Origin of the sequence: Nocardia sp. NPDC058499, from assembly GCF_042719915.1 — a bacterium.
In the GTDB taxonomy this organism is placed as follows: domain Bacteria; phylum Actinomycetota; class Actinomycetes; order Mycobacteriales; family Mycobacteriaceae; genus Nocardia.
Genome location: NZ_JBHXMZ010000016.1, coordinates 45,671 through 61,362 on the forward strand (window position 1 = coordinate 45,671; position 15,692 = coordinate 61,362).

12 protein-coding genes are annotated in these 15,692 nt (G+C 69.2%); 9 read left to right on the forward strand and 3 right to left on the reverse strand.

All coding sequences use genetic code 11. The features are described 5' to 3' along the window. Window positions 1–75 precede the first annotated feature (75 nt). Window positions 76–642 carry a TetR/AcrR family transcriptional regulator gene (locus tag ACFWPH_RS31710; RefSeq protein WP_378755917.1) on the reverse strand — a complete coding sequence of 189 codons (567 nt, stop codon included), beginning with the start codon at window positions 640–642 and terminating at the stop codon, window positions 76–78. 97 nt (window positions 643–739) lie between these two features. Here ACFWPH_RS31710 and ACFWPH_RS31715 point away from each other — a divergent pair, with 97 nt between their 5' ends. Beyond that, entirely contained in the window at window positions 740–2,182 is a 1,443-nt protein-coding gene (locus ACFWPH_RS31715) for a DHA2 family efflux MFS transporter permease subunit (protein WP_378755918.1), read from the forward strand. Window positions 2,183–2,275: 93 nt separating this feature from the next. On the opposite strand, the gene ACFWPH_RS31720 is transcribed toward ACFWPH_RS31715, so the two are convergent. Next, complete coding sequence (locus tag ACFWPH_RS31720) at window positions 2,276–3,565, reverse strand: glycosyltransferase 87 family protein (RefSeq protein ID WP_378755920.1); 1,290 nt, start codon at window positions 3,563–3,565, stop codon at window positions 2,276–2,278. Window positions 3,566–3,735: 170 nt separating this feature from the next. Here ACFWPH_RS31720 and pheS point away from each other — a divergent pair, with 170 nt between their 5' ends. The 4 genes from pheS (at window position 3,736) to ACFWPH_RS31740 (ending at window position 9,183) form a co-directional block, all read left to right on the forward strand. Next, a complete protein-coding gene (gene pheS / locus ACFWPH_RS31725) occupies window positions 3,736–4,809 on the forward strand; it encodes a phenylalanine--tRNA ligase subunit alpha (protein ID WP_378755921.1) in 1,074 nt (357 codons plus the stop codon). A 28-nt stretch (window positions 4,810–4,837) separates the two neighbouring features. Next, window positions 4,838–7,339 (forward strand): phenylalanine--tRNA ligase subunit beta, encoded by a 2,502-nt coding sequence (gene pheT / locus ACFWPH_RS31730; protein ID WP_378755922.1) that lies wholly within the window; start codon window positions 4,838–4,840, stop codon window positions 7,337–7,339. 56 nt (window positions 7,340–7,395) lie between these two features. Then, window positions 7,396–7,878, forward strand: coding sequence for a hypothetical protein (locus tag ACFWPH_RS31735; RefSeq protein ID WP_378755923.1), 483 nt, complete (start codon window positions 7,396–7,398; stop codon window positions 7,876–7,878). 261 nt (window positions 7,879–8,139) lie between these two features. Further along, window positions 8,140–9,183: a hypothetical protein gene (locus ACFWPH_RS31740; protein WP_378755924.1), complete on the forward strand. Its 1,044-nt coding sequence runs from the start codon at window positions 8,140–8,142 to the stop codon at window positions 9,181–9,183. 3 nt (window positions 9,184–9,186) lie between these two features. Here ACFWPH_RS31740 and mscL read toward each other — a convergent pair whose 3' ends face one another. Next, complete coding sequence (gene mscL, locus ACFWPH_RS31745) at window positions 9,187–9,642, reverse strand: large conductance mechanosensitive channel protein MscL (protein ID WP_378755926.1); 456 nt, start codon at window positions 9,640–9,642, stop codon at window positions 9,187–9,189. A 330-nt stretch (window positions 9,643–9,972) separates the two neighbouring features. Here mscL and ACFWPH_RS31750 point away from each other — a divergent pair, with 330 nt between their 5' ends. The 4 genes from ACFWPH_RS31750 (at window position 9,973) to ppc (ending at window position 15,675) form a co-directional block, all read left to right on the forward strand. Then, entirely contained in the window at window positions 9,973–10,311 is a 339-nt protein-coding gene (locus ACFWPH_RS31750) for a hypothetical protein (RefSeq protein WP_378755980.1), read from the forward strand. A gap of 234 nt (window positions 10,312–10,545) precedes the next feature. Further along, window positions 10,546–11,745: a Cmx/CmrA family chloramphenicol efflux MFS transporter gene (locus tag ACFWPH_RS31755; RefSeq protein ID WP_378755927.1), complete on the forward strand. Its 1,200-nt coding sequence runs from the start codon at window positions 10,546–10,548 to the stop codon at window positions 11,743–11,745. A gap of 160 nt (window positions 11,746–11,905) precedes the next feature. Further along, complete coding sequence (locus ACFWPH_RS31760) at window positions 11,906–12,598, forward strand: hypothetical protein (protein WP_378755928.1); 693 nt, start codon at window positions 11,906–11,908, stop codon at window positions 12,596–12,598. 233 nt (window positions 12,599–12,831) lie between these two features. Continuing rightward, the gene (ppc, locus tag ACFWPH_RS31765) at window positions 12,832–15,675 is read left to right on the forward strand and encodes a phosphoenolpyruvate carboxylase (RefSeq protein WP_378755929.1); all 2,844 of its coding nucleotides are present in this window, start codon (window positions 12,832–12,834) and stop codon (window positions 15,673–15,675) included. Window positions 15,676–15,692 lie beyond the last annotated feature (17 nt).

Consider the following 15,692-nt stretch of genomic DNA (forward strand, 5'->3'; position numbering starts at 1 on the left):
CGGTTCGCAGCGAATTCGAGGGGGCTGAGCACATCCCGGGGCCGGATATGCGCGGCGACCTCTCCGGGGCCCGATTCACATGCCGGACTCGTAAAGGTCGGTCAGCATTTCCCCGGCCCAGTCGGCGGGGATCGCTTCCGGTCCGGTCACCCGGAGCGCGGCCATCACGGTGAGCAGCATGCCGGTTGCGAGGAAGCGGCGGGCTTCGGCGATCGGGGCGCCGGTGAGTTCGCGGATCAGGCGGTAGATGCGGCCGTAGCGGTCGCGGATGACGGGGCCGATATCGGGGTCGCCCGCGGCGGCGAAGGCGTGCAGGAGGACCAGCAGCAGGCTGCGGTCGGTGAGGAACCGGTCGTAGGCCTCCGACAGTGCGTCGAGTGGTGCGCCCGGGCCGGCGGTCGTGGCGGCTTCGGTGAAAACTTCCTCGATACGGTCGCAGACCTGGCTCACCGCGGCGAGGAACAGGCGTTGTTTGGAGCCGAAGAGGCGGATGACATAGGGCTGGGAGACGCCCGCGCGGCGAGCGATCTCGTCGGTGCGGGTGGCCGCGTAGCCGCTTTCGGCGAAGGCGGCGACCGCCGCCTCCAGTACCTGGGCGCCGCGTTCCTCGGCGGTCATCCTGATCCTGCTCGATTCCGGCATGGTCCTCCTCGGTTTCGGTCGGGCTGTTGACATGTTATCAGTCGATGCATACCGTTGCGGATAGGTAGTTATCAGTCGATTACAACAAGGATTCGACATGACCGAAACACTGACTTCACCCACCCCCATCACCGGCCGGAACGCCACGGAACCCCGCCGCGGCAGCGTCGAGCCGCGGCAGCCGCTGGCGCTGGTTCTCGCCGCGGTCGGCATCCCCATGTTCATGGTCACGCTCGACAACCTGGTGGTCACCAACGCACTACCGGTGATCCGCACCGATCTGGGCGCCTCGCTCAGCGATCTGCAATGGTTCGTCAACGCCTACACGCTGTCGTTCGCCGCCCTGCTGCTCACCGCGTCCGCACTCGGCGATCGGCTCGGCCGCCGCCGCGTCTTCCTGGCCGGGATCGCGCTGTTCACGCTCGCCTCCGCCGCCTGCGCACTGGCGACCGACCCGGCCATGCTCACCGCCGCCCGGGTGGTGCAAGGCCTGGGCGGTGCGGCGGTGATGCCCCTTTCGCTCACCCTGCTCTCCGATGCCGTACCGGAACGCCTGCGCAGCGCCGCGATCGGTATCTGGGGCGGGATCTCCGGCCTCGGGGTCGCCCTCGGGCCCCTGCTCGGCGGGGCGGTGGTCGACGGTTTGAGCTGGCAGTGGATCTTCTGGATCAATGTGCCGATCGGGATCCTGGTACTGCCGCTGGTCGCCCGCGTGTTGCGCGATTCGCGCGGCGGTGCGGGGCGGCTGGATCCGCTCGGCTTGATCCTGGCCTCGGGTGGCGTGGTCGCGATCGTCTGGGGGATCGTGCACGGCGCCGACGACGGGTGGACCTCGGGCGGTGTGCTGGCCGCGCTCTTCGGCGGTGGGTTGCTGCTGGCGACGTTGATCGGCTGGGAGCACCGGGCGGCGGCCCCCATGCTGGCGCCGCGCTTGTTCGGGGTTCGCGCCTTCAGCGTCGCGAACGTGGTGGCCTTCGCGTTCTCCGTCGGCGTCTTCGGGTCGATCTTCCTGCTCGCCCAGTATTTCCAGGTGGTGCAGGGATACAGTCCGCTGGAATCCGGTATCCGCACCATGCCGTGGACCATGGCGCCGATGGTGGTGGCGCCGCTCGCGGGCCTGGTGATCGATCGGGTCGGGGCCCGGATGCTGCTGGTGACGGGGCAGGCACTGCTGGCGGCCGCGCTGGCCTGGATGGCGGCGGTGACCACGGTCGACCTCGCCTACGGCTCCTTCGTCGCCCCGCTGCTCTTGGCCGGTATCGGAATGGGCCTGACCTTCGCCCCGCTGGCGACCGTCGTCATGGCCGCCGTGCCGGAGGCCGATCGTTCCGTGGCCTCGGGAACCAACAACACGGTGCGCGAAGTCGGCGTCGCCATGGGGATCGCGGTACTGGCGTCGGTGTTCGCCTCCTACGGCGCCTACACCGACCCTCAGGGGTACGTGGACGGACTGGTGCCCGCGGTATGGGTGGGCGCGGCGATTGTGGCCGCCGGAGCGTTGGCCGCGGCGCTGCTACCCGGGCGGGTGCGGACAGAATGAAGGCTCGGCGGGGAGCCGGCGTGGAATTCCGCGCCGGCTCCCCGCGTGCGACGACCACTGTGGCGGCCGGGCATCGGCCACCGTGGTGGCCGATCAGCCTTTGTGGACCGTGACCAGGGATCCGTCCGCCGGGGCGGGGGTGGGCAGGGATGTGCTCTGTGTGCGGCGCCCGGCGGCGGTCGCATACAGCACGACGAGCAGCACGCTGAACCAGACGTAGCCGTTGCCGATCACCTGTTCCCATACCGACCAATCCAGCTCCCGGCCGTCGTTACCGGGGAGGTCGCTGTGTTCGGCGAGGACGAACACCACGGCGGTGGCCACCACCGCGGCATACCAGCCCGCGGCCCGTGGCCACGGCAGCGTGGTCGCGAAACCGGCCATCGCCAGCAGGGCCGGCGCCACCCACACCCAGTGGTGCGACCAGGAGATCGGTGAGACGAGCAGCGCGACCACCGCGTTCACGGCGAGCGCGATCATCGGCGGTGTCCCGGCCCGCCGGAGGGCGACCACGGCCAGGGCGACCATGGCGGCGGCGGCCAGCAGCCACAGCGCCGTGGCCGGTGTGCCGGTGATCCCGAAACGGGCCAGTACGGCCTGGATGGACTGGTTGGTCTGATACTCCGACCCGCTCAGTCCGCCGACATTGCCGAACCCGCCGAACCAGTACCGCACCGATTCGTCGGGCATGACCGCGAAACCGATGATGGTGGCCACCGCGCCGCTCGCGGCGGCCGTCGCCGCGGCTTTGTAGTCCTTGCGGATCAGGAAGAACAACACGAATGCGGCCGGAGTGAGTTTGATCGCGGCGGCCAGGCCCAGCAGCATGCCGCGTGGCCAGCGCGGGTTACGGGTCAGGCAATCGGCCGCCACCAGGCCCATCAGGATCAGATTGACCTGGCCGAAGTCCAGCGTCGACCAGATGGGCTCCAGCAGCAGCGCCAGCGGGGTGGCCGTCGCGCACACCAGCAGGGCGAGCTTGCGCTGGTCCTGGGCGGGCCACAGCTGCCGGGCCACCAGGTAGAGCGTGATTGCCAGCGCACCCACCGACACCGCGAGATAGGCGATCACCGCGGCCGCCCACGGCAGCAGGGCGTAGATACCGAGTGCCAGCGCGGCGAACGGCGGATAGATGAACGGCAGGCTGATATCGGCGGCCGTCTCCGGCAGCTGCCCGTAGAGATCGCCGCCGGAACGCCACTCCTCGACCCCCAGCCGGTACACCTCGAGATCGATGTATTCGCCGCTGATCCCGCGGAACGGGTCCAGCGATCGCGACATCAGTACCCATGTCACGATCATCGCCAGTAGCGGTAGCAGCCAGATCGCCTGCTGGCGGGCACGTCCGGCGAGCGTCTCGGTGCGGGTCGGGGCGTTCGTCATCGTGAGGGACTTTACCGGTTCGAGGTGTCGTCGCATTCCGGCAGTGATCGCCGGGGGATATCGGCGTGAACCGGCCACCGGCTATCGAATACGATTCCACCAGCAGCAATACGGGCGCCGGAGCCTACCGGGGTCCGCTCACAGAAGCCTAGGGGAGAGACGAGTAGACCGTGGCCGACGACACCGACGCAGGCACAGCGACCGGCGGGCAGCAATCCGCGCTCACCGAGGAAGCCCTGGCCGCAGCGGCCGCGGCCGCCGAAAAAGCCTTCGCGGCCGCCGCCGACCTGGACGCCCTCGCCACCGCGAAAACCGATCATATGGGTGGTAAATCGCCGATCTCGCTGGCGCAGCGGTCGCTGGGCAGCTTGCCGAAGTCCGAGAAGGCCGACGCCGGTAAGCGGGTCAATGTCGCGCGCGGCCGTGTCTCGCGGGCGTTCGAGGAACGCCGGGAGGCCCTGGTGGCCGAACGCGATGCGGCGGTGCTGGTGGCCGAGGCGATCGATGTCACCCTGCCGGCGAACCGGGGGCCGGTCGGCGCCCGGCATCCGATCACGGTCATCTCCGAACAGGTCGCCGATGTGTTCGTCGGGATGGGCTGGGAGATCGCCGAAGGCCCCGAGGTGGAAACCGAGCATTTCAACTTCGATGCGCTCAACTTCCTCCCGGACCATCCCGCGCGCACCATGCAGGACACCTTCCATATCGCGCCCGCCGGGTCGCGACAGGTGCTGCGCACCCATACCTCGCCGGTACAGGTGCGTTCGATGCTCGAACGCGATCTGCCGATCTACGTGGTGTGCCCGGGCCGGACCTTCCGCACCGACGAGCTGGACGCCACCCACACACCGGTGTTCTCCCAGATCGAAGGCCTGGCCATCGACAAGGGCCTGACCATGGCGCATCTGCGCGGCACCCTCGACGCGTTCGCGCGGGCGCTGTTCGGTCCCGACACCACCACCCGGATCCGGCCCAACTACTTCCCGTTCACCGAGCCCTCCGCCGAGGTGGACGTCTGGTTCCCGGACAAGAAGGGCGGCGCGGGCTGGGTCGAATGGGGCGGCTGCGGCATGGTCAACCCCAAGGTGCTGATCGCCAGCGGTATCGACCCCGACGAATACAGCGGTTTCGCGTTCGGGATGGGGCTGGAGCGCACGCTGCAGTTCCGCAACGGCATCCCCGATATGCGCGACATCGTCGAGGGTGATGTGCGGTTCACCCTGCCCTTCGGTATCCGGTCCTGATTTCCCGAGCGAGAGAGCGAACGTCACAGTGCGAGTAGCGCAGTCCTGGCTGACCGAAACGATCCGCCGCACCGTCCCGGACTGGGAGGTCACGCCGGAGGAACTCGACGCCGGATTCGTCCGGGTCGGGCTCGAGGTCGAAGAGGTCGACCGGCTCGAACCGGTGGGCGGCGAGATCGAGCATCCGCTGGTGGTCGGCCGGGTGGCCGAGATCACCGAACTCACCGAGTTCAAAAAACCCATCCGTTTCTGCAAGGTCGATATCGGGGCGGACGAGCTCCAGGAGATCGTGTGCGGAGCGACCAACTTCGCGGTCGGCGATCTGGTGGTCGTGGTGTTGCCGGGCGGTGTGCTGCCCGGCGGGTTCGCCATCTCCTCGCGCAAAACCTACGGGCATACCTCCAACGGCATGATCTGCTCGGTTGCCGAACTCGGTATCGGTAAGGACCACTCCGGGATCCTCGTCCTGGAACCCGGTACCGCCGAGCCCGGTACCGACGCCAACGAACTGCTCGGCCTCGGCGATACCGTCATCGAACTGAACATCACCCCCGACCGCGGCTACTGCTTCTCGGTGCGCGGCCTGGCCCGCGAACTGGCCTGCGGATTCGATCTCGAATACGCCGATCCCGCCGTCCGCAGCCTGCCCGAGGGGCCGGAGGCGTGGCCGGTGCGGGTGGAATCGGAATCGCGCTGCACCCGGTTCGGGGTCCGCCGGGTGACCGGGATCGACCCGCATGCGGTGAGCCCGTGGTGGTTGCAGCGGCGGTTGCTGCTGTCCGGGGTACGGCCGATCTCGCCCGCGGTCGACGTGACCAATTACGTGATGCTCGAACTGGGGCAGCCGCTGCACGCGTTCGATGCCGCGAAACTCAGCGGTGGCCTGGTGGTCCGGCGCGCCCGGACCGGCGAAACCCTGCGCACCCTCGACGACGCCGAACGCGAACTCGACGCCGAGGATGTGGTGATCGCGGACAGCACCGGAGTGGTCTCGCTGGCCGGTGTGATGGGCGGCGCCTCCACCGAGGTGAACGCCGAAACCACCGATGTGGTGCTGGAGGCCGCCACCTGGGATCCGCTGCTCATCTACCGCACCGCGCGCCGGCACAAACTGGTGTCGGAGGCGAGTAAACGCTACGAGCGGGTGGTGGATCCGGAACTCAATCTGGCCGCGCTGGACCGCGCCGCGACCCTGCTCGCCGAAATCGCCGGCGGCACGGTCGAACCCACACTCACCGATATCCGCACCCAGCTCGACCCGGTGGCCCCGATCCGGATCGATATCGATCTACCCGATCGCGTGGCCGGGGTCCACTACCCCCCGGGGACCTCCGCGGGCCGGCTCACCCAGATCGGCTGCCAGGTGGAGGTCGCCGTGGACGAGAGCAGCGGTCACGGACAGCTGGTGGTGACCCCGCCGTCCTGGCGGCCGGATCTGGCCCAGCCCGCCGATCTGGTGGAAGAGGTACTGCGGCTGGAGGGTCTCGAGCAGATTCCGCTGGTGCTGCCGCAGGCGCCGGCCGGCCGCGGACTGACCGCGGTGCAGCGCCGCCGCCGCGCGGTGAGCCGTGCGCTGGCCTTCGCCGGCTGCGTCGAGGTGCCGCCGCCGGTGTTCCTGCCCGCGGGTGTTTTCGACACCTGGGGTCTGGCGGCCGATGACCCGCGCCGCACGACCACCCGGGTGCTGAACCCGCTCGACGTGGAACGCGCCGAACTGGCCACCACCCTGTTGCCGGGACTGCTCGAGATCGCCGCCCGCAATATCTCGCGCGGCTCCCGCGATCTCTCGCTGTACGGGATCGCCCAGGTGGTGTTCCCGGGGCCGGAGACCAAACCGGTGGATCCGCTGCCGGTGGATCGCCGTCCCTCCGATGCGGAGATCACCGAACTGCTGGATTCGCTGCCCGCGCAGCCGCAGCATGTGGCGCTGGTCCTGACCGGCCGCCGGGAACCGCGCGGCCCGTGGGGGCCGGGCCGGGCGGCCGAGGCCGCCGACGCCTTCGCCCTGGCCGATGTGATCGCCGAGGCGGCCGGTGTCCGGATCGAGCGGCGGCCCGGGAAGTACCTGCCCTGGCATCCCGGTCGCTGCGCCGAACTCGTGGTGGGCGATACGGTCGTCGGGTATGCGGGTGAACTGCATCCCGGTGTGCTGGAACGGTCGGGTCTGCCGCCGCGTACCTGCGCCGTGGAACTCGACCTGGACGCCCTGCCGCTGACCGAATCCCGGCCGGCGCCCGCCATTTCCCCGTTCCCGGCTGTGCTGCAGGACGTATCGGTGAGTGTGCCGGCGGAGGTCCCGGCGGCGGCGGTCGAAACGGCGTTGCGGTCCGGCGGCGGAGAACTGCTCGAAGATATCGCGCTGTTCGACGTCTACGAGGGCGCGCAGGCCGGTGCAGGACGTAAATCGTTCACCTACGCACTGCGGTTCCGCGCCGCCGACCGCACCCTCACCGAGGACGAAGCCAGTGCCGCCCGCGATGCCGCGGTGGCCGCCGCCGCGGACGCGGTGGGCGCCGTGATCCGTTCCTGAGCCTCGGCCTTCCGGTCCGTCCGAACGGGCGGGCCGGAAGTCGTAGGCTGGTCGGCATGAGTGAACCGAACGCAGGCGATCCGGGCGCGCTCGCCGCGCGGTTGGCGGCCCTACCCGACGAACAGTTGCTGGCCGTGCTGGTCGTCGCCACGGCGGGCCGGGAGGAACTGGCTCCCCTGTACGAGGTCGCGACCCGGTTGCTGTCGGAAACCGGCCGCGCCACACCGGCCGTGATCGCCGGAAACGCCCCGGCGGGGATTCCCACCGGTGGCGAGATCGGGGCGGCAACTCCGATCGGCGGTATCGGCACCGTGGCCGGAACCGGCGGCGCCGATTACACCGGCGGCGGTATGCCGACCTTCGATTCTGTCCGTGACAAGTTCCAGCGGCGGATCGGCACTGCGTTCGGCCACCGGGAGCTCGATCGGCAGGCCGCGGCCGGTCGCGGTATCGAAGAACAGTGGGAGGTCCGGGAACAGGCGGCGCGGGAACGCCTCGAACAGATCCGGACCTCTCTGCACGAGGGCGACCGCCGGTAGTACGGGCGGCCTGTGATTCTGCGCACCCGAGTGCTTGTGGGCTATCGCCGGGCTGGCAGGCTTGGCGATTTTCGCAGGTCAGAGGGTGGGATGTGGGTTGTTTCCGGGGCGGCCGGGCCGGGACTCCGCAGGCGACGGGATCCGTCTCAGACAAGCGTGCCGGTGGTGCCGGACCCGGTATAGGGTCGTCTCGCTACAGCGCCCCCACGGCCGGTCCCGGCTCGTGGCGGGCCGGTACCACCGTCGAAAAGGGATGATCCGATGACCGAAACCGCCGACCCGACCGCTCGCGCGCTCGCCGACCGGCTCCTCGACGCGCAGGTGCGGTGGCTGCTCGACGAGGTGAGCGGCGACCGGTTCGCCGAGGTCGTCACCCGCGATGTGGCGGCCGTCCTGGACGTGGCGGCCACCGTGCGCGCCGGTGACGTGGTCGGGGTCGAGCAGCTCGAAACCACGGTCGCCACCGTCGTGGACAAGGTCGGTGGTAGTGCCGTGCTCGCCGATACGGTCGGGGTGTTCGCCGATGCGATCTACGACAGTATCGCCGCGAACGAAGACCACACGCTGGGCGAACTCGTCGAACGCGAACCGGTCGAAGCGCTGCTGCAGAAGATCGTCGATATGCACCAGACTCAGGAGCGGGTACTGGAACGCCTCACGGACAGTCCGCTCGTGGCCACCGTCGCGTCCAAATTCGTGGACAAACTGGTCGGCGATTTCGTGGAGGCCAACCGGCAGCGCGCCGAGAAGATCCCCGGTATGGGCACATTGATGTCGCTCGGCCAATCCGCCGCCGATCGGGCCCGGAAAGCGGCCGAGAGCAACACCATCCTGGGTGATATGGCCGGTAAGGGCGCAATGTACGCGCTCAAACGCACCAACAACGCGATCCGCGAAATGTTGCGCGACGCCCCCGTCCACGATGCAACGATGGAATTCTGGGACCTGCACGCCGACGAACCGATCAGTGGCCTACGCGAATACCTCACCAAACAGGATCTGAACGAACTGGTTCAGCTGTGCTACCGGATCGCGGTGACCACCCGGGAAAAGGAGTACTTCGGCCTGCTCGTCGACGAATGCGTGCAAGTGTTCCACGAGAAATACCGCGACCACACCCTCGCCGCCGTGCTCGGGGAGCTGGGGTTGACGGGCGAGGACATCATCACCGAGATCCTGCGCTACGGCCCGGCAGTAGTGGAGTCCGCGAAACGCGACGGTGTGCTGGAACAGCTCCTCCGGGAACGGCTGGAGCCGTTCTATTACTCGGACGAGGTCCTGAAGATCCTGACACCCGCGGGGTGACGGTCACTGCACCCGCGCGGACTCCTTCTCCGAGCCGTTGCCACCGGAGCCGTTCTGCGGCACGGTGGCCCCGGCGGCCAGCAGATCGCGGATCTCGATCAGCAGTTCGGTATCGGTCGGTACCGGTTTCTCCGTATCGGCGCCCTTACGGGCCAGGTACCGCTTCTGCACGGTTTTCATCGGCAGGATCAACGCGAAGTACAGCACCGCCGCGACCATGATGAAATTGATGGCGGCGCTGATGATCGGCCCGAGCGCGATGAAGGTCGCGGGTCTACCGGCGACCAGGGTGACGCCGAAACCGAGCTGGCCGCTGCCGCCCAAAACGGCCAGCAGGGGTTCCAGCACACCTTTGGTCACCGAGGTGACGATGGCGGTGAACGCGGTACCCATCACCACCGCGACGGCGAGGTCGATGACATTGCCGCGCATCAGAAAGTCTTTGAAACCCTTGAGCATGCACCCAACTCCGTATCGAAACGCTGCTGTACACCGCCCGGGCGGGACTCCCGGCGGCAGATCGATCGTGGTGACCGTCCGAGGCCGGGCACCATACGGCAGGTGATAGTGGCAGCCCAGCAGACGGCGCGCAAACCGGCCGCGGGAGCGCGGGGACAGTCCGGCCCCACATCCCGCAGGGGTCCGGCACCTCGGCGCCGGACCACTTCGCTGCGGAACCGGCGGCCCGGCCTGTCGTCCGCGATCGGCGGAGACTCCGGGCAGCCGCTAGGGTCGGAATCATCCGGGCATATCGCTATCGACCAGGAGGATTCCGTGACATCGACACCGATGGGCCGTGCGGTTCGGGGGTTCAACAGCGCAATGGTGGCCCTGCTGCGCGCCCCGGTTCTGGGACCGCTGCTCGGCAAGGTGTTCGCCGAAGTCGAATATGTGGGCCGGCGGTCGGGCCGGGTTTTCCGTACTCCGGTCAACTTCGTGAAGAAGGGTGACGAATACGTCATCGGCGTCGCCATGCCCGACAAGAAAACGTGGTGGCGCAACTTCCTCGGCGAGGGCAGCCCGATCCTGCTGCATTTCCGGGAGGGGCAGGTGCGCGGGCATGCGACGGCGCGGCGCGACGAGAAAGGCCGGGTAACGGTGCGGGTCCGGCCGGATACCAGCGCCTGAGCGGTACCCGGCGCCGGAAAAGGTGATGCGCCGCGAGCGGGGTAGTGGGTAACCTGCCGGGCATGTCGAGTCCAGAAGCATCCAGGGCAGGGCTGCCGGTCACCCCCGTCAGCCCCTGATTCCTCGTTCCACAGCGGTGCCGTCCGTCCGGCGGTACCGCCCACAGTCGACCTCCGGGTAGCTGGCCGGGGTGGCGAGACGTGAACTCCTGTCTCTCCCACCTCGGAGCTTTCGATGCCCTGTGCTCTCTATCTGCTCGCCATGGCGGTTTTCGCCATGGGTACCTCGGAATTCATGCTCGCCGGGCTCGTCCCGGATATCGCCGCCGACCTCGGTGTCGAGTTGGCCGGTACCGGCCTGCTGACCTCGGCGTTCGCTGTCGGAATGGCCGTCGGCGCACCGATCATGGCGGTGCTCGCCCGGAATCGGCCGGTGCGGTCGAGCCTGCTGGTCTTCGTTGCCGTGTTCCTAGCGGCGCATATCGCCGGGGCGGTCACCACCGAATTCACGGTGCTGGTGGCGACCCGCGTGATCGCCGCACTCGCCAATGCCGGTTTCCTCGCTGTCGCCCTGACCGCCGCCACCGGCCTGGTTCCGGCGGATCGGCGCGGTCGCGCACTGGCGGTCCTGCTCTCGGGAACCACCATGGCCACCATCGCGGGTGTGCCCGGCGGCGCGCTGCTGGGCGCGGTCTTCGGCTGGCGTATCACCTTCTGGGCGGTCGCGCTGCTCTGCGTGCCCGCCGCGATCGGCGTGCTCACCGGTATCCCCGCGCGGATGCGGGACGCGGAGAACCGCGGGCCGGGGCTGGCCGCCGAACTCGCGGTACTGGCCCGGCCCCGGCTGATGGTGGTCATGCTGCTCGGTGCCCTGGTGAATGCCGCCACCTTCTGCGCCTTCACCTTCCTCGCTCCACTGGTGACGGAACGGTCCGGACTGGGCGATTTGTGGGTGCCGGCGGCGCTGGTGCTCTTCGGTATCGGGTCCTGCGCCGGAGTCACCGTCGCGGGCCGGTTCTCCGACACTCGGCCGGGGATTGTGGTCGCGGTCGCGGGGCCGCTGCTGTGCGCCGGATGGTTCGCAACCGCCGTCTCCGCGGACCGGCCCGCGGTGTTGCTCGTCCTCGTCCTCGTTCAAGGCGCGCTGTCCTTCGCGCTCGGCAGCACCCTGATCACCCGCGTCCTGTACGAGGCCGCGGCGGCGCCGGCCATGGGCGGGTCCTATGCGACCGCCGCGCTGAATATCGGGGCCGCGGTGGGACCGATGGTCGCCGCGCTCGCCCTGGGGACGCGGCTGGGATCGCTCGGGCCGGTCGTGAGCAGCGGTGTGCTGGTGGCGGTCGCGCTGCTGGTGGCCTCGTGTGGTCGCGCCATCCTGCGCGGGCGCCCATCCGAGCCGGCTGTGCGCGTCGTCGCGACGACCTGCGACGGGTAACCCGAGGCGCGGCGGCCGCTGCCGCGGTGACCGCGCTGGTAGGAGGCGTCTGCTGCTTGCCGGTGAGTGAACACACTCGACGGCGGACCGTACCGGCCGGCAGCGGCGCCCGAAGTAAGGTGGGCCGCGGTCGGCGATCAGGCGGACCGGAAAGGTAGCTGTGGCGGCTTCGATACTTTTCGCGGTACTCGCCGCCGGGCAACTGGCGCTGGTCGGCTGGTGCGGTCACCGGTACCGCCGTACCGGTGACCGGATGCTCATCGTGCCCGCCGTGGTGTGCGCGGCCCTCGGGTACGACAACGCGATCGTGGCTGCGGGCCGCTGGATCGGGGTGGGCGGCACTTTGGAGACGTTATCGGTATTCCGGTTCGTGGCGCATCTCTTGCTGACTCCGCTGCTGATGCCCTGGGCGTGCGCCGCGGCCGGTCTGGCGGGTGTGGTGTGGCTGCGTCTGCTGTGGGTACGGGTGGTCGTCGGTGCCGCAACGTTGTCGATGATCGCGCTGGGTGTGTTCGGCGAACTGACGCGGCTGACCCTGCGCCCTGCCGAATGGGCCGGGACGATCCGCTACACGACCGAACACTCGTCCCTGGCGGGGATCCTGCCGCCGGTGGTCACGGTCGTGGTAGTGCTGGTCGCGGCCGTGGCGGTGTGGCGGGTGCGCGGATACCGGCTGTGGACGGTGACGACCGTGACGATGACGGTTGTCTCTGCCGCGATGCCGCCGATGCTGCTGACCAATGCCGCCGAACTCGCCTTCATGGGAGGCATCGCCGCGACCGCGGTGTGGTTGTCGGGCCCCGGGCGGATGCCGGTGCCGCCGGCGCAGGATCGGCAGTCCGCCGGGCGATGAATTCCGAGTTCTAGCGCGACGCCATCGGTCTCGGAATACGGACCGACGTACCGCGGGGCCCGGCGCGCTGGGTGTGGGTCGGACCTGCAGCGCAGGCCGGCCCGGCACGGCGGCGCGGCGAGGATCTCGTGAACCGGACGCGCACCCGCGCGGCTGCGTATCGACTACGGTTTCGGCGCGGCCGTGTGCGTCGTCACAGACCGGGGCGGGTCGGGCGACCATACTGTCCGACCATGGGCGATGCGCAGACCGGTAGTGGAAACGACGCGACCCGGCCGCTCCGCGAGGACATCCGGTTCCTCGGTGGCGTACTCGGGGACACCATTCGCGATCATGAGGGGCCGGAGGTATTCGACCTGGTCGAGAAGGTCCGGGTGGAGGCCTTCCGGGTGCGCCGGGAGGAGGTGCGGCGCAGTGCGGTCGCCGAAATGCTGGCCGGCGTGGATATCGCGGTGGCGCTCCCGTTGATCCGGGCGTTCAGCTATTTCGTGCTGCTGGCGAATCTGGCCGAGGATATCCAGCGCGACCGCCGCCGCGCCGTGCACGAGGCGGCCGGGGAGCCGCCGCAGGATTCCTCGCTGGCCGCCACCTACCGGAAGCTGGATGCCGCGGGGATTTCCGGGGGCCGGGTGGCCGAATTGCTCGCCGATGCCCTGGTGTCTCCGGTGATCACCGCCCATCCCACCGAGACCCGACGGCGCACCGTATTCGACACCCAGACCCGGATCACCGAGCTCATGCGGCAGCGGTTGCGCGCCGCGGCGGCCGAACGACCCGCCCTCGACCGGGAGATCCGCCGCCAGGTGCTCACCCTGTGGCGGACGGCGCTGATCCGGTTGTCCCGGTTGCGGATCCAGGACGAAATCGCGGTCGGCCTGCGGTATTACGAGCTGACGCTGCTCGATGTGATCCCCGCGATCAACGCCGATGTGCGGGCGGCGCTGTGGGCGCGCTGGCCCGAGCAGGGGCTGCTGCCGAAACCGATCCTGCGCACCGGGTCGTGGATCGGCGGCGACCGGGACGGCAACCCCTATGTGACCGCCGAGGTGGTGCGGACCGCCGCGGCGCACGCTGCGGGCGTCGCCTTCGGGCGGTACCTGCGGGATCTGGCGCAGCTGGAGAAAACTCTCGCGCTGTCGGCACGGCTGGTTCCGGTGACACCCGCGCTGCGGGCGCTGTCGGATGTGGGATACCCGGACCCGGACATCCATGCCGACGAACCGTATCGCCGGGCGCTCTACGGAATCCGGGCCCGGCTCACGGTGACCGCACGGGATGCGCTGCGTGCCGTGGGAGCCGGTGATACCGACGCCGCGGCGACCCTGCCGGATTCGGTCGCCGCGAGCGACAGCCCACTGCGGGATTTCACCGGCCGGGGATCGGTGGTATCCGGTATCCGCGCCTACTCGTCGCCGCAGGAACTGCTGGACGATCTGGATGCCGTCGATACCTCCCTGCGCGCGAGTGGTGACGAATTGCTCGCCGACGACCAGCTGGCGGCCCTGCGGCATACCGTGGAAACCTTCGGGTTCCATCTGCAGAGCCTGGATATGCGGCAGAACTCCGAAACCCACGAACAGGTCGTGGCCGAACTGCTGGCGTGGGCCGGGGTGCATCCGGACTACGCGAGCCTGGCCGAAGCCGATCGGGTGGACCTGCTCACCCGCGAACTGCGCACCCGCCGTCCGCTGCTGAGCCCGCACGCCCGGTTGAGCGAACTGGCCACCAAGGAACTGGGCATCATCCGGGCCGCGGCCGATGTGGTGGCCGCGCTCGGTCCCGAAGCGGTCCCCAACTACATCATCTCCATGTGCACTTCGGTCAGCGATCTGCTCGAGGCGGCACTGCTGCTGAAGGAAGGGGGCCTGCTCGATCCCGGCGAGGCCGGCGGCGACCCGTTCTGCCCGGCCGGCATCGTCCCGCTGTTCGAGACCATCGAGGATCTCGCGGCCGGTGCCGCCACTCTCGGTGCGGCACTGCGGGTTCCGGAGTACCGGGATCTGCTGGCCGCGCGCGGTATGCGGCAGGAGGTGATGCTCGGGTATTCCGATTCGAACAAGGACGGCGGATATCTCGCTGCCAACTGGGCGTTGTACCGTGCCGAGCTGGATCTGGTGGAGCTGGCCCGGGAACAGGGACTGCGGTTGCGGCTCTTCCACGGTCGCGGTGGCACCGTGGGCCGCGGCGGCGGGCGCAGTTACGACGCGATCCTGGCCCAGCCCGCCGGGGCGGTGCGCGGCGCGCTGCGACTCACCGAACAGGGCGAGGTCATCGCCGCGAAATACGCCGAACCCGGTTCGGCGTACCGCAATCTGGAATCGCTGATCGCCGGCACGCTCGAATCGACGCTGCTCGACGTCGAGGGCCTGGGCCCCGACGCCGAATCCGCCTACGCCCTCATGGACGATCTCGCCGCCCGCGCCCGCGCCGCCTACGCCCGGCTCGTGCACGACACCCACGGTTTCGTCGACTACTTCCGGCAATCGACACCCGTCGCCGAGGTCGGCGATCTCAATATCGGCAGCCGGCCCGCCTCCCGCAAACCGACGAAATCCGTCGGCGATCTCCGCGCCATCCCGTGGGTGATGTCCTGGAGCCAGGCCCGGGTGATGCTGCCCGGCTGGTACGGAACCGGGACCGCGCTCGAGGAGTGGGTGGACGGCGATCCGGAGCGGCTCACCCGCCTGTCGGACCTGTACCGGCGGTGGCCGTTCTTCCGCACCGTACTGTCGAACCTCGCCCAGGTCATGGCCAAAAGCGATCTCGCGATCGCCGCGCGCTACGCCGAACTCGTCGAGGACGGCGAACTGCGTGACCGGATCTTCGGGATGATCGAACGCGAACATGCCCGGACGGTCGCCATGCACGCCGCGATCACCGGTAACGATCACCTCCTGGCCGATAACCCGTCATTGTCGGAATCCATCCACAACCGGTTCCCGTACCTGGAGCCGTTGAACCAGATGCAGGTCGAACTGCTGCGCCGGTTGCGCGGTGGGGACGATTCCGAGCTGGTCAAACGCGGGATCCTGCTCACCATGAACGGGTTGGCGACGGCCTTGCGCAACTCGGGCTGACCTCCGCGGCACGACGG